Below are 23,748 nucleotides of genomic sequence, written 5' to 3' on the forward strand. Positions count from 1 at the left end.
CGCTGCCGCCGCGACCGCGCTCGCATCGTCGGCCGGGGCGACCACCGCTCCCGGCGCGGAGGCGAAGAGGGCGCGACTCGCCCGGACCGACAGATCGGACGCGTCCGCCTGGTCGACCACGGTCACGGTGTCGGACGCCGCAGCGGCGAGCGTGGCCCGCGGGGAGGTCTGCGTTCCGCCGGTGCAGCCTGCGGCTCCGAGCAACAGTCCGGCGGTCGTCAAGGCGATGGCGAGGCGGGTGGTGCGAGAGGGCATCCGGACACCCTACGAGTGGCGGCTCCACGCTGCGTCAACGGGGGCGTGCACGGAGGGGGTCCGGCGTCCGCTATGCTGGTCGGGCTGCTCCGGACGGGGCAGTGGGGTCCGCTCGTCGGGCCTCGCGGGCTGTGGCGCAGCTTGGTAGCGCACTTGACTGGGGGTCAAGGGGTCGCAGGTTCAAATCCTGTCAGCCCGACCGCACGACGAAGCCCCGACAGGATCCAGGTCCTGTCGGGGCTTCCTGCGTTCCTCGGCTCGGCGTCGTTCGCTCCGCTCGGACATCGACCCGGTCCGACGGTTCAGCACGCCTGGCGGCCGGCTGTCGGGTGACCCGGCGTCGCGGAACGGCATGGGCGGTGCACCTCCACCCTGTTCAGCGTCCGGCGAGGAGCGTTTCGCTGACGTCCCAGAGCCGTGACGCAGCGCTCTCGTCCCGCGCCCACGGCCGGACACCGACGAGCGGCTGGTCGTCCGCGGCGGGGACCGCTTCAGCGCAGTCCTCGAAGTAGTGCCCGCCCACGCCGTCGACGAGCGGTGATGCGGCGAGCAGGACCGAGGTCGCTGCGCCCTGTTGCGGTGTCTTGAACCCCTCGGCCGGGGAACCGTCCTCGTGGACGATGCCGATCGCGAGTGCCTGCTCGTGGTCGAGGTGGCGCGACAGGTCGGTGAGGATGCCCCCGGGATGCACCGCGTTCGCGACGATCCCGTCATCGTGCCAGCGGCGGTTCGCAGCGACCGCGAACAGCGCGTTGGCCGTCTTCGATTGCCCGTACGCGATCCAGGGGTCGTACGGGCGTCGCTCGAACATGACGTCGTCGAAGTCGACTCCGGCGGTGTGGTGGCCCGCCGAACTCAGCACCACGACACGTGAACGCTCGCCCCGTCGTGCTGCGCCGGCGGAGAGCGCGTCGTGCAGGCCGGTGATCAGGGCGTGGTGTCCGAGGTGGTTGGTCGCGAACTGCAGCTCCCAACCCTCACGCGTTCGGGTCTCGGGAGTCGCCATGATGCCGGCGTTCGCGACCACGGCGTGCAGCGGTCCGTCCCAGTCCCTGACGAACGCGGCGACGGAGTCCTGGTCTGCGAGGTCGACGGTCCGCGTGTCGACTTCGGCGCCGTCGATGGTCGAACGGAGCCGTCCGACAGCCGCTCGGCCCTGCGCCGGGTCGCGGACAGCGATCACGACCGAGGCGCCAGCGCTCAACAGGGCTTCGGTCGTGGCCGCACCGATCCCGGATGCCCCGCCGGTGATCAGGATGCGGACGCCTCGCAGGTCGACTCCATCGAGGACCTCAACCGCTGTGGAGGAGGCGGTGAACGGGGTGGTGATCCTGGTCATCCGGCCAGCCTAAACAACAAGTGTTGCCCGAGCGCACACCGGCGAGGAGCCGATCCCGGAGAACGGGAGTTCGGAAGCGACGAGGGCTGACCCGCTGCCCGGGAGTTGTTACGGTGGCGCTGATCGAGGAGGCGGACATGGCACCGGAACGCACGGCGGCGGGACGGTCGGCGGCGGAGCGCGTGGTGGTCGGGCCGTGCACGTCGTGGCCGGAGGACAGCGCGTTCATCCGGGAGGTCCTGGACCGGATCGGCGACAAGTGGACGGTCCTGGTGCTCAGCACCCTCGGCGACCGAGCGCTGCGGTACTCGGATCTGCAGGCGAGCATCCCCGGTATCTCGCAGCGGATGCTGACCGTGACCGTGAAGGCCCTCGAGCGCGACGGACTCGTCGTCCGGCAGGCGTACGCGGAGATGCCGCCGCGGGTGGAGTACGAGGTCACCGAGCTCGGACGGTCGCTGCAGCGTGCCGTCCTGCAGCTGGCCGGGTGGGCGGCCGAGAACCACCAAACCGTCGCCGCGAACCGCTCCGCGAGTGACCGGATCGGCATCGGCCGCGCCCGGAAGCGCCTCGACCGGCAGACCAGGTGAGCTGACGCCGACCGCGCCGCGGACGCCGTTCCCGCACGCGTTCGCGCTGGGCGCCGCCATCGACGGCGCACTTCGATGTGCCTTTTGTACGGCTCCCCGGATGGGTCGATGATCTCGTTACGCACTACCAGTGAGGTGAACGAGATGCACGACACGACGAAGCCGGACGACGATCGAGAGCGCCTGCATCGCCGCCGCAGCCCTGGCTGGTGTGGCCCGAGCGCCACGGCGATCGGTGACCCTGCGCCGACGCTCGGCCTCCCGGTCGTCCGGGACCCCACCAGCACAGCGCGACGACCTCGTCCTCACGGCCCAGCAGACCCTCAAGCGGCACTGACCGACCCGGCACAGCGCCGCCGCTGACCACCCACGACAGGAAGAAGCCTCATGCCCACCATCGCCATCATCGGAGCCGGCCTCGGCCTCGGACTCGCCATCGCCCGCACGTTCGGCGCCCAGGGGTACTCAGTTGCCCTGATCTCCCGTACCCAGCACAAGCTCGACACGCTCGCCGAGACGCTCGCAGCGGAGGGCATCACCGCCGCCGGCTTCGCCGCGGACGTCCTCGACCGTCCCTCGCTGACGGCAGCCCTCGAAGCGGCGACCGAGCGCTTCGGCAGCATCGACGTCCTCGAGTACTCACCGGCCGACGCGACCTCGGGTGCGACCGCGCCGGTCGACGTCCGGCGGGCCACTCCGGAGAACGTGCAACCGCAGGTCGAGTACTCCCTCTACGGCGCCATGGCTGCGACCGCGACCGTGCTGCCCGCGATGCTCGAAGCCGGCGCCGGCACGATCATCGTCACCACCGGCGCAGGATCGGTCTACCCGGTGCCGATGTTCGGCAACGTCACCGCCGGCGGCGCAGCACTCCGCAACTGGGCGCTGAACCTCGGTACCGCACTCGAGGCTGACGAGAGCGGCGTGCACGTCGCGCACGTGGCGATCGGCGTCTGGATCACCGACCAGGCCCCGGAGGGCGTCCCCAGCCTGACCGCCGAGCAGATCGCACCGCGGTACTGGGACCTCGTGACGAAGCACGACGATCACGAGGTCGTCATCCAGGGCTGAGGATCGATCCGCGGAGGACCTCACCCGAGCTCGTCCTCCGCGGCCGCTCCTGACGCGCGCCGGGCTGCGAACGGGTCCGGGTCCCGGTCTCGTTCCGGGCACCACAGGTGCCGGTCTCGGAGACGCCGGCACGCGTGACGGTCACTGCGGAGCCGCGGCCGTGGACGCCCGCACGGCGAGGACGCTCGGCAGCACGCGCTCCTGCACGACCGACGTGCCGCGGATCCGGTCGAGGACGAGCCGGAGTGCCGCCTCGCCGAGCGCCTCGAAGTCCAGCCGCGCCGACGTCAGCGCCGGCGTGAAGTACTTCGCCTCGGGCATGTCGTCGATGCCCACGATCGAGTAGTCGTCGGGAGCCCGGAGTCCGCGTTCGTGCATGACGCTCATGAACCCGAGCGCGATCTCGTCGTTGCCCGATGCCACGGCGGTGAACGTCGTCGGGTCGACCCGTCGCGCTGCGGCCGCACCGGAGTCGGCGTCCCACTCGGCGCACGCCTCGACGGGCAGGGGATCGAGGTCGTGAGCAGCCAGCTCGTCGAGGTACCCGCGCACACGCTCGCTGGCCTCGTTGCGGTCGTCCGGTCCGGCGAGGTGCAGGATCCGCCGGTGTCCCAGCTCGACGAGGTGCCGCACCCCGAGGCGAGCAGCACCGTACGAGTCCGCGTGCACGGTGTCGACACCCTCCGGCGCCCGTTCGGACAACGACACCACCGGGATGGAGCCGGCTTCGTCGAGGAGTGCCTCGACCCCGATGTAGGGCGTACCGACGACGATGCCGTCCACTCGCATCGAGGTCAGGCTCTGCAGGGTCCGGCGGATGTCCGCGGTGCTGCTCGGGGCCGACGGGTCGAGGTCGAGCTGCGCGGTGAGGAGCTGCTGTCCCTCGTCGCGAGCGGCTCGGTTGACACCGGCCAGGATCCCGGTGTTGCCGAAGTTCAAGGGCCCCATCGTGATGAACCCGAGCGTGTCGGTGTGTTGCGAGCGGAGGATCCCGGGGAGCCGGCTGTGCTGGTACCCGAGGTCACGGACCGCTCGTGCGATCCTCGCCCGCGCGTCCGGGGAGACGTACCCGCCGGTGTGGTACCGGGAGACGGTCTGCGCGGAGACGTGGGCCGCCCGCCCGACGTCCGCCATGCTCGGGCGGCGCCCGGACACCTCGGTCCCTGACATCTCGGCACCCCCTCCTGTCAACCGGTGGACCAATTTCGGCGAATTGCTTGCACCGATGCTCGACGCGTGTCTATGTTATGCGTAACGCCGAGGTGTTACGGATAACACAAGCGGTACGGACCACCGCCGTCAGAGCTGACGGACGGACATCGAGGGAGATGACATGGCACGACGACGGATCGGTGTCGCGGCGATCGCCGCGGGTGCCGCGATCGCTTTGGCGCTGACGGGCTGCTCCGCCGGCGGGAACGCCAGCAGCGGGGGCAAGACCACGCTGAACTACTGGATCACCACGCAGCAGGGGCCGGCGGCCACGGCGCTCAAGGGCATGGTGGCCGACTTCGAGAAGGCGAACCCGGACATCACGGTGAACGTCACGCAGAAGAGCACCGACAACCTCAAGACCTCGCTCCGGCAGGCGGCCGGCACCCCGGCCATGCCGGACGTCTACTTCCAGTGGTCCGGCCTCGGGCTCGGCGGCACCTACGTCAAGCAGGGCGTCGACCTCGACCTGACCAAGTACTACAAGCAGTACGGGTGGGACAAGCGGTTCACGAAGTCCGCGCTGTCGTCGGTCACCCAGTACGGCGGCTACCACGGCGTGCCGTACACCGCGAACGTCGAGGCGATCGTCTACAACAAGGCGCTCTTCGCGAAGGCCGGCATCACGTCCACACCCACGACCTACGACGAGCTGGTCGCGGACGCGCAGAAGCTCAGCGACGCGGGCATCACCCCGATCGAGTTCGGCGGCAACGTGAACTGGTACGTGATGCGCCTGCTCGACAACCTCCTCGAGACGAACTGCGGTGCCGACCTGAACGACCGCCTCACCGGTCTCAAGGCCGACTGGAGCAAGGAGGCCTGCGTCACGAAGTCGTTCAGCGAGCTCAAGACCTGGGCGACCAAGTACTTCAACAAGGGCTGGGTGAGCATGAGCGACGCCCAGGGACAGCAGGTCTTCTACCAGAAGAAGGCCGCCATGGCGCTCGAGGGCGACTGGTTCGCCGGCTTCCTCGACCAGGCGAAGTTCAGCCCGACGAGCGACCTCGGCGTGTTCGCCTTCCCGACCGGCACCGGCCGCATCTACGGGCTCCAGCAGGCGAACTACATCTCGAAGACGTCGAAGAACCCGGACGCTGCCGCGAAGTTCCTCGACTTCTGGATGAGCAAGGACGAGCAGACCAAGTACGCCGGCTCGTGGTCGCAGGTACCGGTGGTCGAGGGCGTGCCCGTGAAGGACAACGGTGTCGGGCTGAGCAAGCCGTTCAACGAGCTGGCGTCCCAGGCGAAGGGGCAGTTCCAGAACAACGACCAGACCCTCCCGCTCGACGTCACGACCGAGTACTGGCGGATCATGAACGGCGTCGCCACCGGCTCCATCGCGCCGTCGGACGCCGGGAAGCAGATGCAGACCTTCATCAAGAACCGGTCCGGGAACTGACCTCGATGTCGTCCACCCGCATCACCTCCCCGCGTCGACCGGCACCCGGTCGGCGCGGGGGGCGCTCCGCCGCCGGATGGCGGGGCGCCCTGCCCTTCGTGCTCCCCACGCTCGTGCTGTTCGTCGGGTTCCTCGTCTACCCGATGGCCTCCACCGTGGTGATGAGCTTCTTCTCCTGGGACGGCTTCATCACGTCGCCGAAGACGTTCGTCGGGTTCGACAACTACGTCCGGATCTTCACGCAGGACCCGGTGTTCTGGCCGGCGTTCCGCAACACCGTGATCTGGGTGGTGCTGTCCCTCCTCGTCCCGACCGCGCTCGGACTCGGCATCGCGCTCGGGCTGAACCGGAAGCTCTTCGGACGCAACCTGCTGCGCTCCGCGTTCTACATCCCGGCCGTGCTCGCCTCGATCGCCGTCGCCACGATGTGGGTCTGGCTGTACAACCCGCAGTCCGGCCTCGTGAACGGCGTCCTCGACGCCATCGGTCTGCACGCCCTCGCCCACGACTGGCTCGGCGACGCGCACATCGCGCTCTACGCGGTCTTCGTCGCGTTCGTCTGGCAGACCGCGGGCTTCAACATGGTCCTCTACCTGGCCGGGCTGCAGAACGTCCCGGAGGAACTCGTCGAAGCGGCCAAGCTCGACGGCGCCGGTAGGTTCCAGATCTTCCGCGCCGTCACCTGGCCGGCGCTCCGCCCGACCACCATCATCGTCGTCGTCCTCACGATGATCAGCTCCCTCAAGGTGTTCGACCTCATCGTCGGCACCACCGGGGGCGGCCCGGCACAGTCGACGCAGGTCCTCGCCCTGTGGTCCTACCAGCAGTCGTTCTCGAACCACGTCTTCGGACTCGGGAACGCGATCGCCACGGTCCTCTTCGTCGTCAGCATGATCCTCGTCGTGCCGTACATGATCTGGACCTTCCGAGGGAGCAAGGAATCATGAGCACCGCCATCGAACCCGCACCGCGCATCGACCGCAGCCGATCCGCCGACGCGCCCCGGGCCTCCCGTGCGGTCGCCACGCGACCGAAGCGACGCGACTGGCCGCTCATCGGACTCTGGATCGGGCTCGTCGTCGCGGCGATCATCTGGATCGTGCCCTTCGTCTTCATGTTCATCACCTCGGTGAAGAGCCAGGCGGACATCGCCAACCTCGCGCCCTGGGCCCTCCCGACGCACTGGGAGTGGGGCAACTACACCGACGCGGCGCAGGTCGGGAACATCTGGGTGTCGGGCGCGAACAGCCTGATCATCGCCGTGATCAAGGTGCCGCTCGGCCTCCTCCTCGCCGCCATGGCCGCGTTCGCGCTCTCCCGCCTGAAGTTCCGGTGGCAGCAGCTCCTGCTCGGCGTCATCGCGCTCGGCACGCTCATCCCGGTCCAGGTGGCGCTCGGCCCGCTCTTCTCGACGATGCTCAGCCTGAACCTGCTGAACACGAAGGTCGGTCTGATGCTGCCGTACCTGGCGTTCGGCGTCTCGTACCAGGTGTTCATCCTCTACGGCTTCTTCAAGGCGATCCCCGAGGAGCTCGACGAGGCCGCACGCATCGACGGCGCCGGCAACTGGCGGCTCTTCTGGCAGGTCATCATGCCGCTCGCGAAGCCCGCGCTCGCGGCGCTCTTCATCCTCGACTTCGTGTCCACGTGGAACGAGTACCCGATGGCGCTGACACTGCTCCAGACCACCGACCAGTTCACGATCCCGCTCGGCATCACGAGCTTCCAGACCCAGTACGGGTCGAACTACCCCCAGCTGAACGCGTACATCATCATGTCGATCCTCCCCGTGCTGATCGTCTACCTGCTGTTCCAGCGCTACTTCGTCCAGGGCGCCCTCGCCGGCGCGGTGAAGGGATGACCATGACGACCACCGAACCGACCTTCGGCGCACGGACCGCACTCTGGGACGTCCTCCGCGACCCCTCGGCCGCCGACGTGCTGCGCCGGCACGCCCCGTCCATCGTCGGGTCGACCCTGCTGCACACCTTCCACTCGCAGCCGCTCGGCCTGGTGCTCGACACCGAGGAGGAGTTGTCCACGGCGGACCGCGAAGCCGTCCTCGCCGAACTCGCAGAGATCGCCCCGGGTTCGACCGACCGAGCGACGAACCCGACCCCCGCCCCGAGCGCACCGTCGGCGCAGTACGAGCCGGCCGGGACCGCGGTCGGATCCGCGGAGACCACGCACACGCCGTCGGTGGGGCGCTGGGAACGGTTCGAGGTGGTGATCGCCGGGCCGGCGCACGGCAACCCCTTCACCGACGTCGAGCTGACCGCGCGGTTCCTCGGCCCGGACGGTGCCGCGGCCGAGGTCCTGGGGTTCTACGACGGCGACGGTCGCTACCGGATCCGGTTCCTCCCGCCGGTCGAGGGGACCTGGCGGTTCGAGACCGCGAGCAACGCCGCCAGCCTCGACCGGCTCGCCGGAGCGTTCGAGGTCACCGCCAGCACGTCGAGGGGACCGGTCCGCGTCGACGGCATGCACTTCCGGTACGCGGACGGCACCCGGTACCTGCCGATCGGGACGACCGCGTACGCGTGGACCCACCAGGGGGACGACCTCGAGGAACGGACCCTCCGCACCCTCGGCACCGCACCGTTCACGAAGATCCGGATGTGCGTGTTCCCGAAGTCGTACACGTTCAACAGCAACGAACCCGAGCGCTTCCCGTTCATCAGGGACAGCGACGGCGGCTTCCTGCTCGACCGGTTCGACCCCGCGTACTGGGCGCACCTCGAGCAGCGCATCGACCAGCTCGACGCCCTCGGCATCGAAGCGGACCTCATCCTCTTCCACGCCTACGACCGGTGGGGGTTCTCCCGCATGGACCCGGCGTCGGACGACCGCTACGTGCGGTACGCCACCGCGCGGCTCTCGGCGTTCCGGAACGTCTGGTGGTCGATGGCGAACGAGTTCGACCTGCTCTTCGACAAGACCGAGGCCGACTGGGAGCGGTGGGCGGGGATCGTGCAGCGGTGGGACGCGACCGACCACCTGCGCTCCATCCACAACTGCCGCGTGGTCTACGACCAGGGTCGGCCGTGGATCACCCACGTCAGCATGCAGCGGACGGACGCGTACAAGACCGCTGAGATGACGACCGAGTGGCGGCGCTGGCAGAAGCCCGTCGTGGTGGACGAGTGTGCGTACGAGGGCAACATCGACCAGGGCTGGGGCAACATCTCCGGCGAGGAGATGGTGCGCCGGTGCTGGGAGGGAGCCGTCCGCGGTGGCTACGTCGGGCACGGCGAGACCTACGTCGACCCGGACGAGGTGCTCTGGTGGGCGAAGGGCGGCGACCTCCACGGGACGAGCCCCGAGCGGATGGCGTTCCTCGCGCGGATCACCGAGGAGGCGCCCGGCGGGGTCCTCGAACCGGTCGCAGGCGACTGGGACGCCCCGGCCGCCGGCGTGGTGGGCGAACACGTCCTCTACTACTTCGGCTTCAGCCAGCCGACCTTCCGACGGTTCTTCCACGACCCGTCCACCACCTGGGACGTCGACGTCATCGACACCTGGAACACGACGGTCGAGACCGTTGCCAGGGGCGTCTCCGGCCGGTTCGTGGTCGAACTGCCCGGCCGTCCGTACATCGCCGTCCGCCTCCGCCGAGCTGCCTGACCAGGCGAACGACACCACCGACAGACAGGAACCCCATGACCGACCGCCTCACCGGCAAGACCGCGCTCGTCACCGGCGCCGCGAACGGCATCGGACGCGCGATCGCCGATGCCTTCGTCGCCGAGGGCGCGGTGGTCGTGTACGCCGACCGGGACGCCGACGCCGCCCGCCGAGCCGCCACGGCGCCGAACGCGATCGCCCAGGAGATGGACATCGCCGACGAGTCGAGCGTCGTCGCAGCGTACGACGCGGTCGCACGGGCCGGGCACACCGTCGACGTCGTGGTCGCGAACGCCGGGGTCCAGCTCTTCGGCCTCGACGCCGCGGTCGCGGACGTGGACCTCGAGACGTGGAACCGCACGGTCGCGGTCAACCTGACGGGGACCTTCCTCACCGTGAAGCACGCGGTGCGGTCGATGCTCGCGAACGGTGGCGGGTCGATCATCGCGACGGGGAGTCCGACGGGTCTCAACGGCGAGGGCTCGACCTTCGCGGCGTACAGCTCGACGAAGGGCGGCATCCACGCACTCGTCCGGGCGACGGCGATGGCGTACGCCCGCGACGGCATCCGCGTGAACACGGTCGTGCCCGGCTACACCGAGACGGGCCTCGTGACGACGATCGCGGACGACCCCGACGCGCGCGCCGCGATCGTGTCGCGCACCCCGCTCGGTCGGCCGGGCCGTCCGGAGGACGTCACCGGGATCATGGTCTTCCTCGCCAGCGACGAGTCCTCCTACGCCACCGGGTCGGTCTTCCGGGTCGACGGCGGCATGACGAGCCTCTGAGGCGGACCGACCGTGCGCGACGCACCAGCAGGCGGGCGAACAGCCGACGAGCCAGCGGTCGACGGCCGAGCAGCCGACGGACGCCCCTGGGACGCACCCCTGCCGCCCTGGCCGAGCGCCGAGGCGGAAGAGGTGGTCACCGCAGGACCGTGGCGACTGACCCTGCGTGGAGCGGAGGTGGCGGACCTCGCCCACGACGGCGTCGTGGTGCTCCGCGCCGTCCGGTTCGTCACCCGCGACCACGACTGGCGCACCGCAGACGACACCGTGACGCACCGCAGCACCACGCCGACCGCGACCGGCGTCCGGATCCGCACCGAGGTCGCAGCCGCCCTCGACGCCCACGAGGTGCTCCGATCGACCCTCGACCTCATCGTCGAGGGCGACACCGTGCGCGTCGAGGCGAGCGCGGCGACGACCACCGCGTTCCGCCGGAACCGCATCGGCCTCGTCGTGCTCCACCCGCCGACGGTCGCCGGCCGGCCCGTCACGATCCGCCACCCGGTCGGTCCGCCGACCGAGCAGTCCTTCCCGACGTGGATCGCACCGCACCAGCCTGCGACGGACGTCGTGGGTCTCACGTGGCGGGTGGGGGGCCACGAACTCGCGCTCGACCTCGACGGGGAGGTGTTCGAGACGGAGGACCAGCGCAACTGGACCGACGCCTCGTTCAAGACGTACTCGACCCCCCTCGCCGAGCCGTTCCCCGTCGCACTCCCGGCCGGCACCCGGATCCGACAGGCGCTCACGCTGCGCGCGACCCGACGGCCTGGAGGCCCTCCCGCCCCCGCCCCGGACCTCGCGGCCCTCGACGGCGCGGCTCCGACCTCCGCACCGACCCCACCGCCGACCCTCCAGTACACGGCGTCGTCGGCCCCGGCCGCGACGCGGCCCGACGACGCGGACCTGCCGGCTCCGGCACCGGTCCTGGTCGAGCCGGTGCTCGACCAGCCCGATCCCGGGAGCGTGCTCGCCCTGGCCCGGTGGGACGCGCGGGGAGCACCTCTGGACGTCCGCTTCGTCACGGACGACCCGGACGCGCTGCGCGCCGCGATCGACGCCGTCCTCGAGGCGGGACCGGTGGCCCGGGTGGGCGCGTACGACCCTGTCACGCACGTGACGACGCCACCGCTGCAGCGGGCCCTGCGGGATGCGGCGCGTGCGGTCGGCGACCTCGAGGTCGTGGCGGGGACGCGTGCGCACTTCACCGAACTGAACCGGACCATCGACCTCCACGGCGCGTGGGACGGACCGCTGTCGTTCAGCGTGACGCCGCAGATGCACGACCGGACGCGTGCCCAGGTGAGCGAGTCGCTGCGGATGCTGCGCTGGGTGGCGACGAGTGCCTCCAGGCTGGCTGCCGGCAGGCCGCTGCACGTCGGACCGGTGACGCTGCGTCCGCGGTTCAACGCGGTGGCGACGTCGCCGCGGCCGCGGGTCACCGACGCGACGGCGGCGGGCGGGTACGGACCGCACCTCGTCCCGGACGCGACGGACCCGGACCAGCACAGCGCGGCCGCACGGGTCTGGACGGCCGCGGCGGTGCGTGCCCTGAGCGTTCCCGGTGTCGCCACGGTCACGCTCGGGGAGCTGTGGGGGCCGCGGGGCATCGTCCCGGCTCGCACGCCGTGACGGCCGAGTGTCTGGTCGACCGGCTCTGCGCTGGCGACCTGCTCCCGATCCACGGATCCGCCGCGGCGACGCCGCGGAACCTGTCGCGCGCCAGCACGAAGCGCGGAACGACGGACGGGAGGCCCGAGGCGGCGTCGCCACGGGCCTCCCGTCCGTCACCCGGCCGCGTCGGGACCGGCCGTGCCCCGTCAGCGGTCGACGAGCTCCCTCGCGACGGCCCGCCGGGCCGCCCGTCGGGCGACGACGCGGCTCCGCACGGTGAGCGCGACCACGACGGCGAGCACCGCGTAGAGCACGATCGGGATCGGCCCCGCCACGAGCACCGAGAAGTCGCCGTCGGCGCTCAGCGCGGCATCCCGGAGGCTCGTCTCGGCGAGCGGACCGAGCACCATGCCGATCACCAGCGGCGCGAGCGGCACGTCGAGTGCCCGCATGAGGAACCCGACGATGCCGATGCCGAGCAGCATGAGCAGGTCGAACACCGAGCCGCTCGTGGCGTAGATGCCGAGGCCGCAGAACACCGCGATGCCCGCGTAGAGGTACGCCCGTGGGATGCGGAGCAGCTTCGCCCAGAGCATCGCGAACGGCAGGTTGATGACCAGCAGCACCACCATCGCGATGAAGAACGACGCGAGCAGCGCCCAGACGAGGTCGGGGGACCGGTCGAACAGCAGCGGACCGGGCTGCAGGCCGTACTGCCGGAACGCGGCGAGCATGATCGCGGCGGTCGCCGACACCGGGAGGCCGAGCGACAGCAACGCGCCCATGGCCATGCCGGTCGTCGAGTTGCCGGCCGCCTCGGGTGCGGCGAGACCGCGGATCGCTCCGCGGCCGAACTGCGGGTCGCGGCGTCGGGCGTCGAGCCGCTTCTCGAGGCCGAACGCCAGGAAGGTCGGGATCTCGGAACCTCCTGCGGGGACGACGCCGAACGGCAGCCCGATCGCGGTGCCGCGCAGCCACGCGGGTGCCGCTTCGCGGAGCTCCTTCTTCGACAGCCACGGGCGACCCGTGGCCCGCACCATCTTCCCGTCCTTCAGGTGCCGGGCGAGACACGCGACGTGGATGACCTCGCCGAGCGCGAGGATGGCGACCGTCACCGTGACGAGCGAGATGCCGTCGAAGAGCTCCGGGACGCCCATCGTGAAGCGGGGTGCGCCGGAGATGCCGTCGACGCCGATGACCGCGATGCCGAGTCCGAGGCAGAGCGATCCGAGCCCCTTGAGTGCGTCGTCGGTCACGACCGATGACGTCGTGACGAACGCGAAGAGCGCGAGAGCGAAGAACTCGGCGGGGCCGAAGCTCGACGAGAACGTCGCGAGCGCCGGGGCGAGGAATACGACGAGGACCGACGCGATCATGCCGCCGACGAAGGCACCGATCGCTGCGGTCGCCAACGCCTGCGCTGCCCGGCCGTTCAGCGCCATCTTGTGGCCCTCGAACGTCGACGCGATGGCGGAGGCCTGCCCCGGCGTGTTCATCAGGATGCCCATCGTCGAGTCGCCGAAGAGGCCGCCGAAGTACACGCCGGCGAACATGATGAACGCCGCCGTGGGGTCGAGCGAGAACGTCACGGGCAGCAGCAGCGCCACCGCCATCGACGACCCGAGGCCGGGGAGCACGCCGACGGCGGTGCCGAGGAGGCAGCCGACGACGACCCAGAGCAGGTTGGCGGGTGTCAGCGCACCGGCGAAGCCCTCTCCGAGGAGACCGAGAACGTCCATGTCAGAACCTCCAGCCGACGATGCCCGAGGGCAACGACAGGTCGAGCACCATGTCGAAGGCGATGTAGCTGAGTGCTGCCACCGTGAGCCCGACGACGAGGGGGCGGAGCCAGCCGGGAGCACCGAGGCCCTTGGCGACACCGAGGAACAGCAGGCCCGCGCCGACGATCCAGCCGAGCACGTCCAGCAGCAGCGCGAACGCGGCGAACGACACGACGACCCAGGCGAGCGAGCGCCAGTCGACGCGGACGGCGCGTTGCGGGCCCGCGGCGGCGGCGTCGACCGCGAGGGCGGTGTCGGCCGTACTGGCCGTGGCGGCGTCGGTCGTGGCGGTGCCTGCGGTGGCCGGGGCGGCGGCTCCTGCGGTGAGCGGGGCTGTGGTTCCGGCGGCCGGCTCGCTGTCCGGACCGTGCCGCAGCTGCCGGACGGACCGGACGACGAGGAGCGCGGCGAGCAGCAGGAGTGCCGCGGCGACCAGGCCCGGGAAGACCGCGGGCCCCGGGAACGCGGTCCCGGCGGGTACCTCCATCGTCACGATGCCGACGATGAGGTACGTCGCGAAGGCCGTGAAGAGCGCCGGCGTGGTGAGCTCCTTCGCCACCTCGGCGACACGGCCGGGGTCGGCGCGGAACGCGAGGCGTTGCCCGACGACCGCTGACGACGACGTGGGGTTGCTCGGACGGGTCATCGGCCCAGCTCCTCGTACAGCCCCTGGATGCGTTCGCGTTCGTCACCGATGAAGGCGTCGAGCTCGCGTCCCGTGATGATCCGCTCCGTCCAGTGGTACCGGTCCATCGCGTCGCGCCACTCCGGAGTCCGCAGGGTGTCGAGCACGATGCCCGTCAGCTGCGTCCGTTCCGCCTCGTCGAGGCCACCCGGAGCGGCGATCATCCGCCAGTTGGTCAGCGTGACGTCGTAGCCCTGGTCGACGGCGGTCGGGATGTCGATGCCCTCGACCGGCTGCTGCGCCACGAGCGCGAGCGCGCGCAGTCGGCCGGTCTCGATCTGGTCGATGTTGTCGGGGTAGCCGCCCGAGGCCGCCGCGGCGGTGCCGTTCAGCAGCGCCTGGATCGCTTCGCCGCCGCCGTCCGAGGGGATGTAGTTCGTGTCGGCCGGGTCGAGACCTGCCGAGACCGCGAGGTCGGTGACGACGAGCTGGTCGAACGAGCCGCCGCCCGTCCACGGCACGGACCCGGGATGCTCGCGCCAGGCGTCGACGAGGTCGTCGAGCGTCTCGTAGGGGGAGTCGGCGGGGACGACGATGACGTCGTACTCCTCCACCGTGACCGCGAGGGGCGTGATGTCGTCGTGGGTGACGGCGGAGCCGAACTGGACCTCGGCGGCGAGCAGGCCGGTCCCGCCCACGAGCAGCGTGTCCGTCTGGCCCTCGAGCCGTGCGACGTTGCCGAGCGCGATCGTGCCGCCGGCACCGGGCATGTTCACGACCTGCACCGAGTTCACGATCCCGTTCGCGCGCTGTGCCTGCTGCATCGAGCGCGCGACGCCGTCCCACCCGCCGCCGGCCGCAGCGGGCGCGACGATGGTGACCGACGTGGTGGGGTCGCCGCCGGCCGCGGCTGAGGTGATGGACCCGAAGGCCGCGACACCGATGGACACCGCGGCGACGGCCGCGCCGACCGCGCGCGCGACGGTTCGACGCGCCCGGGGCGGACCGGGCGTCGCCGGTGCTGACTGCTCTGTCATGGATGGCTCCCTCCTGCGCACGTCGTCGTGTCGCAGGTCGAGAAGTACGATGGCAGCCGCCGCCCGGAACGGTGTCCGGCGGCGGAGTTGTGCTCATTGACGCTCACGACGACCGGAGAGGGGGCCACGGTGCGCCGACCATCCGTCACCCGGCTCGGACGCGTCGCCGTGCTCGCCCTGCCGAGCGTCATCGTGCTGGCCGCCACCGGTGTGACCACCGGGGTCGCCGTCGCCGTGCAGGAGCAGAGCATCCGGGCGTCCGTCGTCGACCAGGTGTCCGGGGTCGCGTCGAGCCTCGCCGCCCTGCCCGAGGTCCGAGCCATGGTCGCGTCGGTCGTCGACAGCGGCGCTCCCGGCGCGCTCGCCGACGCCGACGGGCTCGCATCGGCAACGGCGTCGCTCCAGCCGATCGCCTCCCTGGTCGAGGGTGCCTCGGGGGTGTCGTACGTCGTGGTCACCGACGACGAGGGCGTGCGCATCACCCACCCCGACCCGTCGGAGCGCGGCGAGCTCGTCGAGACCACGATCGCACCCGTGCTCGCGGGCGAACGGTTCGTCGGCACCGAGACCGGGCCGTCCGGCCCGACCCTGCGCGCGAAGGTGCCGGTCACGGACGACGCCGGCCGCGTGACCGGGGTCGTCGCGGTCGGCGTGCTGGAGTCGACGATCGCAGCCGACCGTGCCAGGGCGTTCGGCGCGCTGCTGCCGTGGAGCACGGGCGCCCTCCTCGTGGCGACCCTCGCGAGCGTGCTCCTGTCGATCGGGATCGCGCGCCGGCTCCGTCGTGCGGACGCGGTCGACGCGGAGAGCCGCCAGGTCCGGCGGACGACCGACGCGCTGCGCGAGCAGGCGCACGAGTTCGGGACGCGCCTGCACGTCGTGCGCGGACTCGTGGCGCAGGGCGACGGGCCGGACGCGCTGGCGTACATCGACGCGGTCGCGCCGGGGCTGACGAGCGGTGGCGGCGCCGGGTCCCCGCGTCGCGGCGCCGTGGCGACCGCCACGATCGAGGCGGTGCGCTCCGAGGTCGACGCGCACGGAGCGACGCTCGAACTGCGGGTCGCCGACGACGTCGTGCTCGACGACGAGGTGCTGCTCGTCATCGCGAACCTCTGCCGCAACGCGGCCGAGGCTGGTGCGACACGGGTGCGTTGCACCACCGGCAGTCGGGGGACCGTCGGCGGGTGCGACGCGGTGGCGATCACGGTCGAGGACGACGGCCCCGGCATCGACCCGGCTGACGCCCACCGGGTGTTCGGGCACGGGTGGTCGTCGAAGACCGACGACACGGGCCTCGGTCGGGGCGTCGGCCTCGCGGTCGTGCGACGCACGGCGACCGACCGCGGCGGCTCGGTGGTGGTCGGGAGGTCGGCATCCCTCGGCGGCGCTCGGATCGACGTCGAGATGGCGGTGGCCCCGTGACGGCGCCGGTCCGCGTGCTCGTCGTCGACGACGACGCCGGTGCCCGCGCGCTGCACGTGCGGTGGGTCGCCGCGACCGAGGGGTTCGAGGTCGTCGGCGCCGTGGCCTCCGGCAGTGCGGCGTTGGCCCACGTCGAGCACGGCGTCGACCTCGTGCTCCTCGACATGCGCCTGCCCGACATCAGCGGGGTCGAGGTGCTGCACCGCATGCGACGCGCGGGTGTCGACGCGACCGACGTCCTGGTGGTCAGCTCGTCGCGCGACCAGGTCACCGTCCGTCAGGCACTCGCGGCGCACCCGGTCGGCTACCTCATGAAGCCGTTCGACCGCGAGGCGCTCCAGGACCGGCTCCGGGCGTACGCTGCGGAGCACCACGGTCGGGACGCCTCGGACGGCCATGGTCGGGACGCCTCGCAGCGGGACGTACCGATGGAACAGGGCGACGTCGACCGGTTGCTCGCCACCGGGTCGGTGCGGATCGCCGTCCCCACGCGTGCAGCCGCGGACGCGCACGGGCAGCGGCTGCCCAAGGGAGTGAGCACCCCGACGCTCGAACGGGTCGTCGCTGCGCTCGACCCCGCGGTCGCCCGGTCGGCCGACGAGGTCGCGGCCGCCACCGGGACGTCGCGGGCGACGGCGCGGCGGTACCTCGACCACCTCGTCGCGACCGGCGCCATCGACCTCGCGCACCGGTACGGCCGGCGGGGGCGTCCGCAGGTGCTCTACCGGCTGGCGCCGGTCCCGTGACGCGCGCCGCGCCGGGGGGCCCGCCCGGCGGGACCGCGGAACCTGCCATGATTCCGATCATGGGAACGACGACACCGGGGGAGGACGCACCGTCCTTCCGTCGCTTCCGCGTCGAGACCATCAGCGAGAACCGCAGCCCCGAGATCGACCGCACGTACGGCATCGTCGACGGGGTGGGCGGCGCGCTCGAGGCCTACCGGTACGTCGGGGCCGGCGACGTCGACGTGTCGATGCGCGGTGCCGAGGTCGAGGGAACCCGCTCCGGCCGGCTCGACCCCCGTCCGGACTGCATCGTGTTCTGGATCGGCGACGGGACCGCGACCGTCGAGGACTGCACGAGCGGCGAGGTCCTCACCGCGTTGCCGGGCCACCCCGTGGTGCTCTCCGCGTCGGTGCCGTACCGCTTCACCGCCGACACCCGCAAGATCACGATGCTGCACCTCTCCGACCGGATCCTCCGGCAGGCGCTCGCCCGGCGCGACCAGGTCGTGCACGGCCCGCTCGTCTTCGGCCAACAGTCGGACATCGCCTCCGCGCTGGGTCCGCTCCGTGCGATCCTCCGCAACCGTGCCGCCGCCCTGACCGACGAGCAGGTCGACGGAGCCCACCGGGACGCCCTGAACGCCGAGATCGCCGCCTCGGTCGTCGACGCCTTCCCGCTGCTCACCACGGACCCGGGGGAGCCCTCCTCGGCGGCGGTCCGTGCCGCGCATTGGGTGCACGAGCACGCCGCCGACCCCATCGTCCTGCGCGACATCGCGGCGGCTGTCGGGCTGAGCGAACGCGGGCTCCAGAGCGCGTTCCGGCGCCGGTTCGACGAGACCCCCATGGAACGGCTGCGTGCCGAGCGGCTCGACGGGGCCCGCACCGACCTCCGCTTCGCCGAGCCCGGCACGCACGTCCGTGACGTCGCCCGGCGGTGGCGGTTCGGCCACTTCGGCCGCTTCGCCGCGAACTACGCCGAGCGGTTCGGCGAGGCGCCGAGCGAGACCCTGCGACGCGCCCGCGGTGGCACCGGGAGTGGAACACCGCCCGAGCAGCGGCCGTAGGATCGGGCCACGAGTTGCGTCGACGGAGATGAGAGACCGGCATGACCGACACCCAGCACACCACCCGCCGTTTCCAGGCCACCGCGTCGGTCGCCGCGATCCTCGCCGAGTCGGCGCACCGGTTCCCGGACGACGTCGCCGTGGTCGTCGGAGACCGGAGGACCACCTACGCCGAACTCTGGTCGCAGACCCTGGCGTACGCGGGCGCGTTGCGTGCGCGCGGCATCGCGGAGGGCTCGCGGGTCGCGATGCTCGTCCCGAACGTCGAGGACTTCCCCCGCGTGTACTACGCGACCCTCGCGCTCGGAGCCGTCGTCGTGCCGGTGCACGCGCTGCTGAAGCGCGGCGAGATCGAGTACGTGCTCCGTGACGCCGACGTGTCGCTGCTCGTGTGCGCGGCACCGCTCCTCGGCGAGGGCGCGGCGGGCGCAGCGCTCGCCGGGGTCGACGTCGTCACGGTGATGGCGCCGGCGCCCGCGGGAGCGGACGCGACGAGCGCGACCGGCGCAGACGCGCTGACCGGGACCAGCGACGCGCTGACCGCGACCAGCGCCGACGCCCCCGACCGGCTCGAGGACCTCGCCGAGTCCGCCGAGCCGCTCGACACCTACGTCCCCCGCGACCCCTTCGACACCGCCACGATCCTCTACACGAGCGGCACCACCGGCCACCCGAAGGGCGCCGAGGGGTCGCACTTCGCGCTGCTCGAACAGGCGAACACGAACCTGCTCAGCACGTTCGACCTGCACCGCGGCGACGTCATGCTCGGAGCGCTGCCGCTGTTCCACACCTTCGGGCAGACCTGCACGATGAACACCGGGTTCCGGGTCGGCGCGACGATCGTCCTGCTGCCGAAGTTCGACGGCGACGGTGCCCTGGCCGCGATGGTCGAGCACGGCACCGGCGTCTTCATGGGCGTGCCGACGATGTACATGGCGCTCCTCGACGCAGCCACCCGCACCGACGCCCGGCCGCCGCTCCGGTACGCGATCTCCGGCGGGGCCTCCCTGCCGCTCGCCGTCCTCGAGCGGTTCCAGCAGGTGTTCGACGCCCCGGTGCACGAGGGCTACGGGCTCACCGAGACCTCGCCCGTCGCGTCGTTCAACCACGTCGGCACCACCCCTCGGCCGGGCACGATCGGCACCCCGGTGTGGGGCGTCGACGTGGAGATCGCCGACCCCGAGACGCAGGACCGCATCGTGATGCTGCCGCACGGGCAGATCGGTGAGCTCGTCATCCGCGGCCACAACCTGATGAACGGCTACCTCGACCGGCCGGAGGACACCGCCGCCGCGATCGTCGACGGCTGGTTCCGCACCGGAGACCTCGGCACGAAGGACGACGACGGCTACCTGACGATCGTCGACCGCACGAAGGACATGATCATCCGCAACGGGTACAACGTCTACCCGCGCCAGGTCGAGGAGGTCCTGGCCCGGCACCCCGACGTCGCGATGGCCGCCGTGTTCGGCACACCGCACGAACAGCACGGACAAGAGGTCGAGGCCGCGGTCGTGCTCCGCGCCGGCGCGACCGTCACGCCGCAGGACCTCATCGACATGGTCGCCGCGGAGATCGCCGCCTACAAGTACCCGCGCGTGGTGCACGTCCTCGACGCGCTGCCGCTGGGGCCGAGCGGCAAGGTGCTCAAGCGTGAGCTCGTGCAGCGGTTCAGCAAGGAGCCCACGACGACCGCCTGACCCGCAGCTTGCGCCGGGGCGAGCGGCGTGTGACACTCGCCCCAGAGGGAAAACCGCCCGCGAGGGCGCACGGACACGGCACCGAACGGGCCGCTACTTCTTCACCACGAAGGAGTCCCGATGTCCGTCACGTCCCGGTCCACGGCCCCCGTCCGCACCGAGCGCCCGGCCCCCGCTCGTCTCCGCGACGCCTGGCTCGCACTCGCCGGCCTGTCCGCGGTGTTCCTGTTCGAGATGCTCGACAACGCCGTGCTCACCGTCGCACTGCCCACCATCGGCCGCGAACTCCACGCCTCCACCGTCGGCCTCCAGTGGGTGACGAGCGCCTACTCGGTCGTCTTCGGGGCCACCATGCTGCTCTTCGGCGCCGTCGCCGACCGCTTCGGCCGCCGCCGGGTGATGCTCACGGGGCTCGTCCTCCTCGCCGTCGCCAGCGCGGCCACCGCCCTCGTGCACACGCCGGGCGAGCTCATCGCCGTCCGTGCGGTCACCGGCCTCGCGGCCGCGATGACGACGCCCGGCTCGATGGCCCTCGCCTTCCGACTGTTCGACCGCCAGGACCTCCGCATCCGTGCCCTCACCGTGATCTCGACCGCCGGACTCGTGGGCTACGCGGTCGGTCCGACCATCGGGGGCTTCGCCCTCGCGGTGGTCCCGTGGCAGGCCCTCCTGCTCGTCGACGTCCCGGTCGCCGTGCTCGCGATCGTCGGCATCCGCGCGGGCATCGCCGCCGACCGCCCGGAGGACTTCCACCCCGACCGCATCGACGTCGCCGGCGCCCTGCTCGGCACCGTCGCCCTCGTCGGCGCGCTCCTCACCCCGACGGCGTTCGTCGAGGTCGGTGGCGGCGTCGGTACCGCGGCCGTCGTCGCCACGGTGGCGGCTACCGGGGCGTTCGTGTGGCGGGAACGGACGGCGGCGCGCCCGCTGCTCGACCTCGCCCTGCTCGCCCGGCCCCTCGTCGCGAGCGGCCTCGCGTACAAGGCGGCCGCGGGCCTCGCCGTGTCGGGTCTCACCTACCTGACCACGCTGCAGCTCCAGTTCGTCTGGGGCTGGGCGCCGTCCAGCGCGGCGATCGCGATGCTGCCGATGGTCGTCGTCCTGCTCGTCGGCGGTCGCTTCGTCGGCCCCTTCGTCGAACGGGTCGGCACCGGCACCGCGGCCTGGACGAGCGCCTCCGCCGTCGTCGCGGGGCTCGCGGTCGCAGCGCTCGGCAGCCGAGCCGGCTACGCCTGGATCGCCCTCGCCCTCGTGCTCGTCGGCGCCGGCATGCGCGTCGTCGGCGCGGTCGCGGGCAACGACGTCCTGCACGGCCTCCCGGCGGACCGCACGTCCATCGGGGCCGCCCTCGTCGACACGTCGAGCGAGGTCGCGACCGGCGCCGGCACGGCCGTCGTCGGGACGGTCCTCGCTGCGCTCGTCCCGGGGAGCATCACCGCCGGCGCCTCGTCCGCGGCCCGGCTCGCCGCCTTCCAGGACGGACTCACCGTCTCCGGGATCCTCCTGACGGTGCTCGCGGCCGGCATCGTCGTCGCCGGTCTGCTGCGGGCGCGCAGCGGCCGCGGTGCGGCATGACGGCCTGGAGGCGCGGTGCCGGTGCGCGTACCTGCTCACGTGCACCGCGCCTCCAGGCCGAGACGCGGTGCCGGTGCGCGCACCTGCTCACCTGCACCGCGCCTCCAGGCCGACCGCTGCCGGCGCAGCGCGCCGCCGCCGTCCGGTACCGTGACGACACGCACCGCCGCGGAGCCGCGGCCCGACGTGACGAGGACGACACGACATGACGACGACCGACCGAACCCTCGACGGACCCCACGGGCCGCTGCGCATCCGGGTCCACACGACCGACGGCCCCGCGCGCGCTGCGCTCGTCTGGTCGCACGGTGGCGGCTTCGTGTTCGGCGACCTCGACATGCCGGAGTCCGTGCAGACCGCCCGCGAGCTCGCTGCCCGCGGCATCACGACCGTCGAGGTCGAGTACCGCCTCGCACCGAGTGACGAACGCCCCGACGGCGTGCACTTCCCGGTGCCGCAGGACGAGGTGCGGCACGTCCTCGCCACCGTCCGCGCTGATGCGTCCCTCGACACCGGGGGCCGGGACTGGGCCATCGGGGGAGCGAGCGCCGGGGCCTCGATCACCGCCTCCGCGACGCTCCGGCTCGTCGCCGACGGCGAGGCCCCACGGAAGGTCCTGCTCGCGTACCCGACCGTGCACGCCGAGCTGCCGCCCCTGTCCGACGAGCTCGCTGCGGCGATGGACGGCGTCGATGCCGCACGACGGTTCACACCCGAAGCGGTACGGCGGATGAACGCGAACCACGCAGACGGCGTCACCGACGGTGTGTTCGCCGGCGGGGCAGACCTCTCGGGCTTCCCGCCGACGTGCATCGTCGACTCCGAGCGTGACGACCTGCGGGCGAGCGGCGCCGCGTTCGCCGAGGAGCTGCGGACTGCCGGCGTCCCGGTGGTGTACGCGGTCGAGCCGGGGACCTTCCACGGGCACCTCAACGACGAGGGCACCCCCGAAGCGTTCCGGACGATCGAGCGGTTCGCGGCGTTCCTGTCGGCGGACTGACCGCGGGCCCGGCTGGTGCAGCGGCGGCGGTACCGGGCCAGGTCAGTCGCCGGTCTGGGTGTCGGGCGCTGCCACCGGTTTCGACTGGCTCGACCCGCGCTGCCGCAACCACACGGTCGCGACCACCATCACCGTGATGACGAGGAACTCGGACTGCCAGTTCTGCATCGACTCGAACCAGAACTGCGACGTGCCGAGGTACTGCCAGCCGGTCACGACCGCGCCGCCGTGCTCGACCTGCTCCTCGTTGTACGCAGCGGCACCGCCGATGACGTGCCCGACGACGCTGCCGACGAAGAGCACGGCGAAGAGCAGCAGCAGCGAGTTCTCGTACAGCACGAGCGCTACGCCGCCGCGACGGACCGGCCACGGAGCGCGGCGCTCGCCCGAGTGCTCCCGGGGATCGGCGTCCTGCGGCGCCTCGTCGTCGAGCGGCTTCGACTCGCTCGACCCCTTCTGGAAGAGGAACGTCGTGAGCACCACGTAGGACCCCATCTGGAGGAACTCGCTCTCCCAGTTCTCGAACGTCGCCTCGGCGAAGTCGCCGCTCGTGAGGAACCCCCAGAGCGACTCGACGGCCTGACGGTGCAGCAGCGCGTCGTGCACGGACACCCGCCACCCCGCGAGCACCATGCCGACGAAGCACAGCAGGAAGACGATGGCGTTCGCGAGGAACAGTCCGTTCCGGCGGGCCCACGTCCATTCACCGGGTCGATCCCGGAGCAGCACACTCATCAGCTCGGCCTCCCGTCGTCGTCCGGACGGGCCCGACCGTACTGCGGTCGGCCCGATCGTCGGTGCAGGAGGGGACAGCGTGCGCGGCCGCCCCGAGGGCCAGGCGCGCCAGGCGGCGGGCACTGGGTGTGGACGCGGCGACGGGCAGTGTCAGGAGCCGGCTCCACCGACGACACCGGCGAG

General features: G+C 71.8%; 21 protein-coding genes and 1 tRNA gene. 15 read left to right on the forward strand and 7 right to left on the reverse strand.

Annotated features, from left to right (window positions below):
• A partial coding sequence (locus ACSW7Y_RS02925) for a hypothetical protein (protein ID WP_438124844.1) occupies positions 1 to 255 on the reverse strand: 255 nt, incomplete at its 3' end.
• Between the two features lie 125 nt (positions 256 to 380).
• Between ACSW7Y_RS02925 and ACSW7Y_RS02930 the strand changes: the two genes are divergently transcribed.
• Positions 381 to 454, forward strand: a tRNA-Pro gene (locus ACSW7Y_RS02930).
• Positions 455 to 631: 177 nt separating this feature from the next.
• Here the strand turns inward: ACSW7Y_RS02930 and ACSW7Y_RS02935 are convergent.
• A complete protein-coding gene (locus ACSW7Y_RS02935) occupies positions 632 to 1,594 on the reverse strand; it encodes an SDR family NAD(P)-dependent oxidoreductase (RefSeq protein ID WP_438124845.1) in 963 nt (320 codons plus the stop codon).
• A 137-nt stretch (positions 1,595 to 1,731) separates the two neighbouring features.
• Between ACSW7Y_RS02935 and ACSW7Y_RS02940 the strand changes: the two genes are divergently transcribed.
• Both ACSW7Y_RS02940 and ACSW7Y_RS02945 read left to right on the forward strand, forming a co-directional pair.
• Positions 1,732 to 2,184 carry a winged helix-turn-helix transcriptional regulator gene (locus ACSW7Y_RS02940; RefSeq protein WP_438124846.1) on the forward strand — a complete coding sequence of 151 codons (453 nt, stop codon included), beginning with the start codon at positions 1,732 to 1,734 and terminating at the stop codon, positions 2,182 to 2,184.
• A 387-nt stretch (positions 2,185 to 2,571) separates the two neighbouring features.
• Positions 2,572 to 3,255 (forward strand): SDR family NAD(P)-dependent oxidoreductase, encoded by a 684-nt coding sequence (locus tag ACSW7Y_RS02945; protein WP_438124847.1) that lies wholly within the window; start codon positions 2,572 to 2,574, stop codon positions 3,253 to 3,255.
• A gap of 141 nt (positions 3,256 to 3,396) precedes the next feature.
• Here ACSW7Y_RS02945 and ACSW7Y_RS02950 read toward each other — a convergent pair whose 3' ends face one another.
• A complete protein-coding gene (locus tag ACSW7Y_RS02950; RefSeq protein ID WP_438124848.1) occupies positions 3,397 to 4,425 on the reverse strand; it encodes a LacI family DNA-binding transcriptional regulator in 1,029 nt (342 codons plus the stop codon).
• Between the two features lie 163 nt (positions 4,426 to 4,588).
• Here ACSW7Y_RS02950 and ACSW7Y_RS02955 point away from each other — a divergent pair, with 163 nt between their 5' ends.
• From ACSW7Y_RS02955 to ACSW7Y_RS02980, 6 genes are all read left to right on the forward strand, one after another.
• Complete coding sequence (locus ACSW7Y_RS02955; RefSeq protein WP_438124849.1) at positions 4,589 to 5,869, forward strand: ABC transporter substrate-binding protein; 1,281 nt, start codon at positions 4,589 to 4,591, stop codon at positions 5,867 to 5,869.
• A gap of 5 nt (positions 5,870 to 5,874) precedes the next feature.
• Complete coding sequence (locus tag ACSW7Y_RS02960; RefSeq protein ID WP_438124850.1) at positions 5,875 to 6,816, forward strand: carbohydrate ABC transporter permease; 942 nt, start codon at positions 5,875 to 5,877, stop codon at positions 6,814 to 6,816.
• Positions 6,813 to 7,730, forward strand: a complete 918-nt coding sequence (locus tag ACSW7Y_RS02965; protein ID WP_438124851.1) for a carbohydrate ABC transporter permease — start codon at positions 6,813 to 6,815, stop codon at positions 7,728 to 7,730. The genes ACSW7Y_RS02960 and ACSW7Y_RS02965 overlap by 4 nt, the downstream gene beginning before the upstream one ends.
• Positions 7,731 to 7,732: 2 nt before the next feature.
• Positions 7,733 to 9,493, forward strand: a complete 1,761-nt coding sequence (locus ACSW7Y_RS02970) for a DUF5605 domain-containing protein (protein ID WP_438124852.1) — start codon at positions 7,733 to 7,735, stop codon at positions 9,491 to 9,493.
• Positions 9,494 to 9,528: 35 nt separating this feature from the next.
• The gene (locus tag ACSW7Y_RS02975) at positions 9,529 to 10,281 is read left to right on the forward strand and encodes an SDR family NAD(P)-dependent oxidoreductase (protein ID WP_438124853.1); all 753 of its coding nucleotides are present in this window, start codon (positions 9,529 to 9,531) and stop codon (positions 10,279 to 10,281) included.
• Positions 10,282 to 10,413: 132 nt separating this feature from the next.
• The gene (locus ACSW7Y_RS02980; RefSeq protein WP_438124854.1) at positions 10,414 to 11,913 is read left to right on the forward strand and encodes a hypothetical protein; all 1,500 of its coding nucleotides are present in this window, start codon (positions 10,414 to 10,416) and stop codon (positions 11,911 to 11,913) included.
• Positions 11,914 to 12,101: 188 nt separating this feature from the next.
• Here ACSW7Y_RS02980 and ACSW7Y_RS02985 read toward each other — a convergent pair whose 3' ends face one another.
• Genes ACSW7Y_RS02985 through ACSW7Y_RS02995 form a run of 3 tightly spaced genes read right to left on the reverse strand, consistent with a single transcriptional unit; the run spans position 12,102 to position 15,338 of the window.
• Positions 12,102 to 13,634 carry a tripartite tricarboxylate transporter permease gene (locus tag ACSW7Y_RS02985; RefSeq protein ID WP_438124855.1) on the reverse strand — a complete coding sequence of 511 codons (1,533 nt, stop codon included), beginning with the start codon at positions 13,632 to 13,634 and terminating at the stop codon, positions 12,102 to 12,104.
• A gap of 1 nt (position 13,635) precedes the next feature.
• The gene (locus tag ACSW7Y_RS02990; protein ID WP_438124856.1) at positions 13,636 to 14,322 is read right to left on the reverse strand and encodes a tripartite tricarboxylate transporter TctB family protein; all 687 of its coding nucleotides are present in this window, start codon (positions 14,320 to 14,322) and stop codon (positions 13,636 to 13,638) included.
• Complete coding sequence (locus ACSW7Y_RS02995; protein ID WP_438124857.1) at positions 14,319 to 15,338, reverse strand: tripartite tricarboxylate transporter substrate binding protein; 1,020 nt, start codon at positions 15,336 to 15,338, stop codon at positions 14,319 to 14,321. The genes ACSW7Y_RS02990 and ACSW7Y_RS02995 overlap by 4 nt, the downstream gene beginning before the upstream one ends.
• 129 nt (positions 15,339 to 15,467) lie before the next feature.
• Between ACSW7Y_RS02995 and ACSW7Y_RS03000 the strand changes: the two genes are divergently transcribed.
• From ACSW7Y_RS03000 to ACSW7Y_RS03025, 6 genes are all read left to right on the forward strand, one after another.
• The gene (locus ACSW7Y_RS03000) at positions 15,468 to 16,760 is read left to right on the forward strand and encodes an ATP-binding protein (protein ID WP_438124858.1); all 1,293 of its coding nucleotides are present in this window, start codon (positions 15,468 to 15,470) and stop codon (positions 16,758 to 16,760) included.
• A complete protein-coding gene (locus ACSW7Y_RS03005; protein WP_438124859.1) occupies positions 16,757 to 17,506 on the forward strand; it encodes a response regulator in 750 nt (249 codons plus the stop codon). The genes ACSW7Y_RS03000 and ACSW7Y_RS03005 overlap by 4 nt, the downstream gene beginning before the upstream one ends.
• Before the next feature lie 59 nt (positions 17,507 to 17,565).
• Positions 17,566 to 18,555, forward strand: a complete 990-nt coding sequence (locus ACSW7Y_RS03010; RefSeq protein WP_438124860.1) for a helix-turn-helix transcriptional regulator — start codon at positions 17,566 to 17,568, stop codon at positions 18,553 to 18,555.
• 41 nt (positions 18,556 to 18,596) lie between these two features.
• Positions 18,597 to 20,255 (forward strand): long-chain-fatty-acid--CoA ligase, encoded by a 1,659-nt coding sequence (locus tag ACSW7Y_RS03015; RefSeq protein ID WP_438124861.1) that lies wholly within the window; start codon positions 18,597 to 18,599, stop codon positions 20,253 to 20,255.
• A gap of 120 nt (positions 20,256 to 20,375) precedes the next feature.
• Complete coding sequence (locus ACSW7Y_RS03020; RefSeq protein WP_438124862.1) at positions 20,376 to 21,830, forward strand: MFS transporter; 1,455 nt, start codon at positions 20,376 to 20,378, stop codon at positions 21,828 to 21,830.
• 205 nt (positions 21,831 to 22,035) lie between these two features.
• Positions 22,036 to 22,830: an alpha/beta hydrolase gene (locus ACSW7Y_RS03025; RefSeq protein WP_438124863.1), complete on the forward strand. Its 795-nt coding sequence runs from the start codon at positions 22,036 to 22,038 to the stop codon at positions 22,828 to 22,830.
• Positions 22,831 to 22,872: 42 nt separating this feature from the next.
• Here ACSW7Y_RS03025 and ACSW7Y_RS03030 read toward each other — a convergent pair whose 3' ends face one another.
• Positions 22,873 to 23,565, reverse strand: a complete 693-nt coding sequence (locus ACSW7Y_RS03030; protein WP_438124864.1) for a DUF6766 family protein — start codon at positions 23,563 to 23,565, stop codon at positions 22,873 to 22,875.
• Positions 23,566 to 23,748 lie beyond the last annotated feature (183 nt).

The sequence above is a fragment of the Curtobacterium flaccumfaciens genome (assembly GCF_051548005.1).
Classification (GTDB): domain Bacteria; phylum Actinomycetota; class Actinomycetes; order Actinomycetales; family Microbacteriaceae; genus Curtobacterium.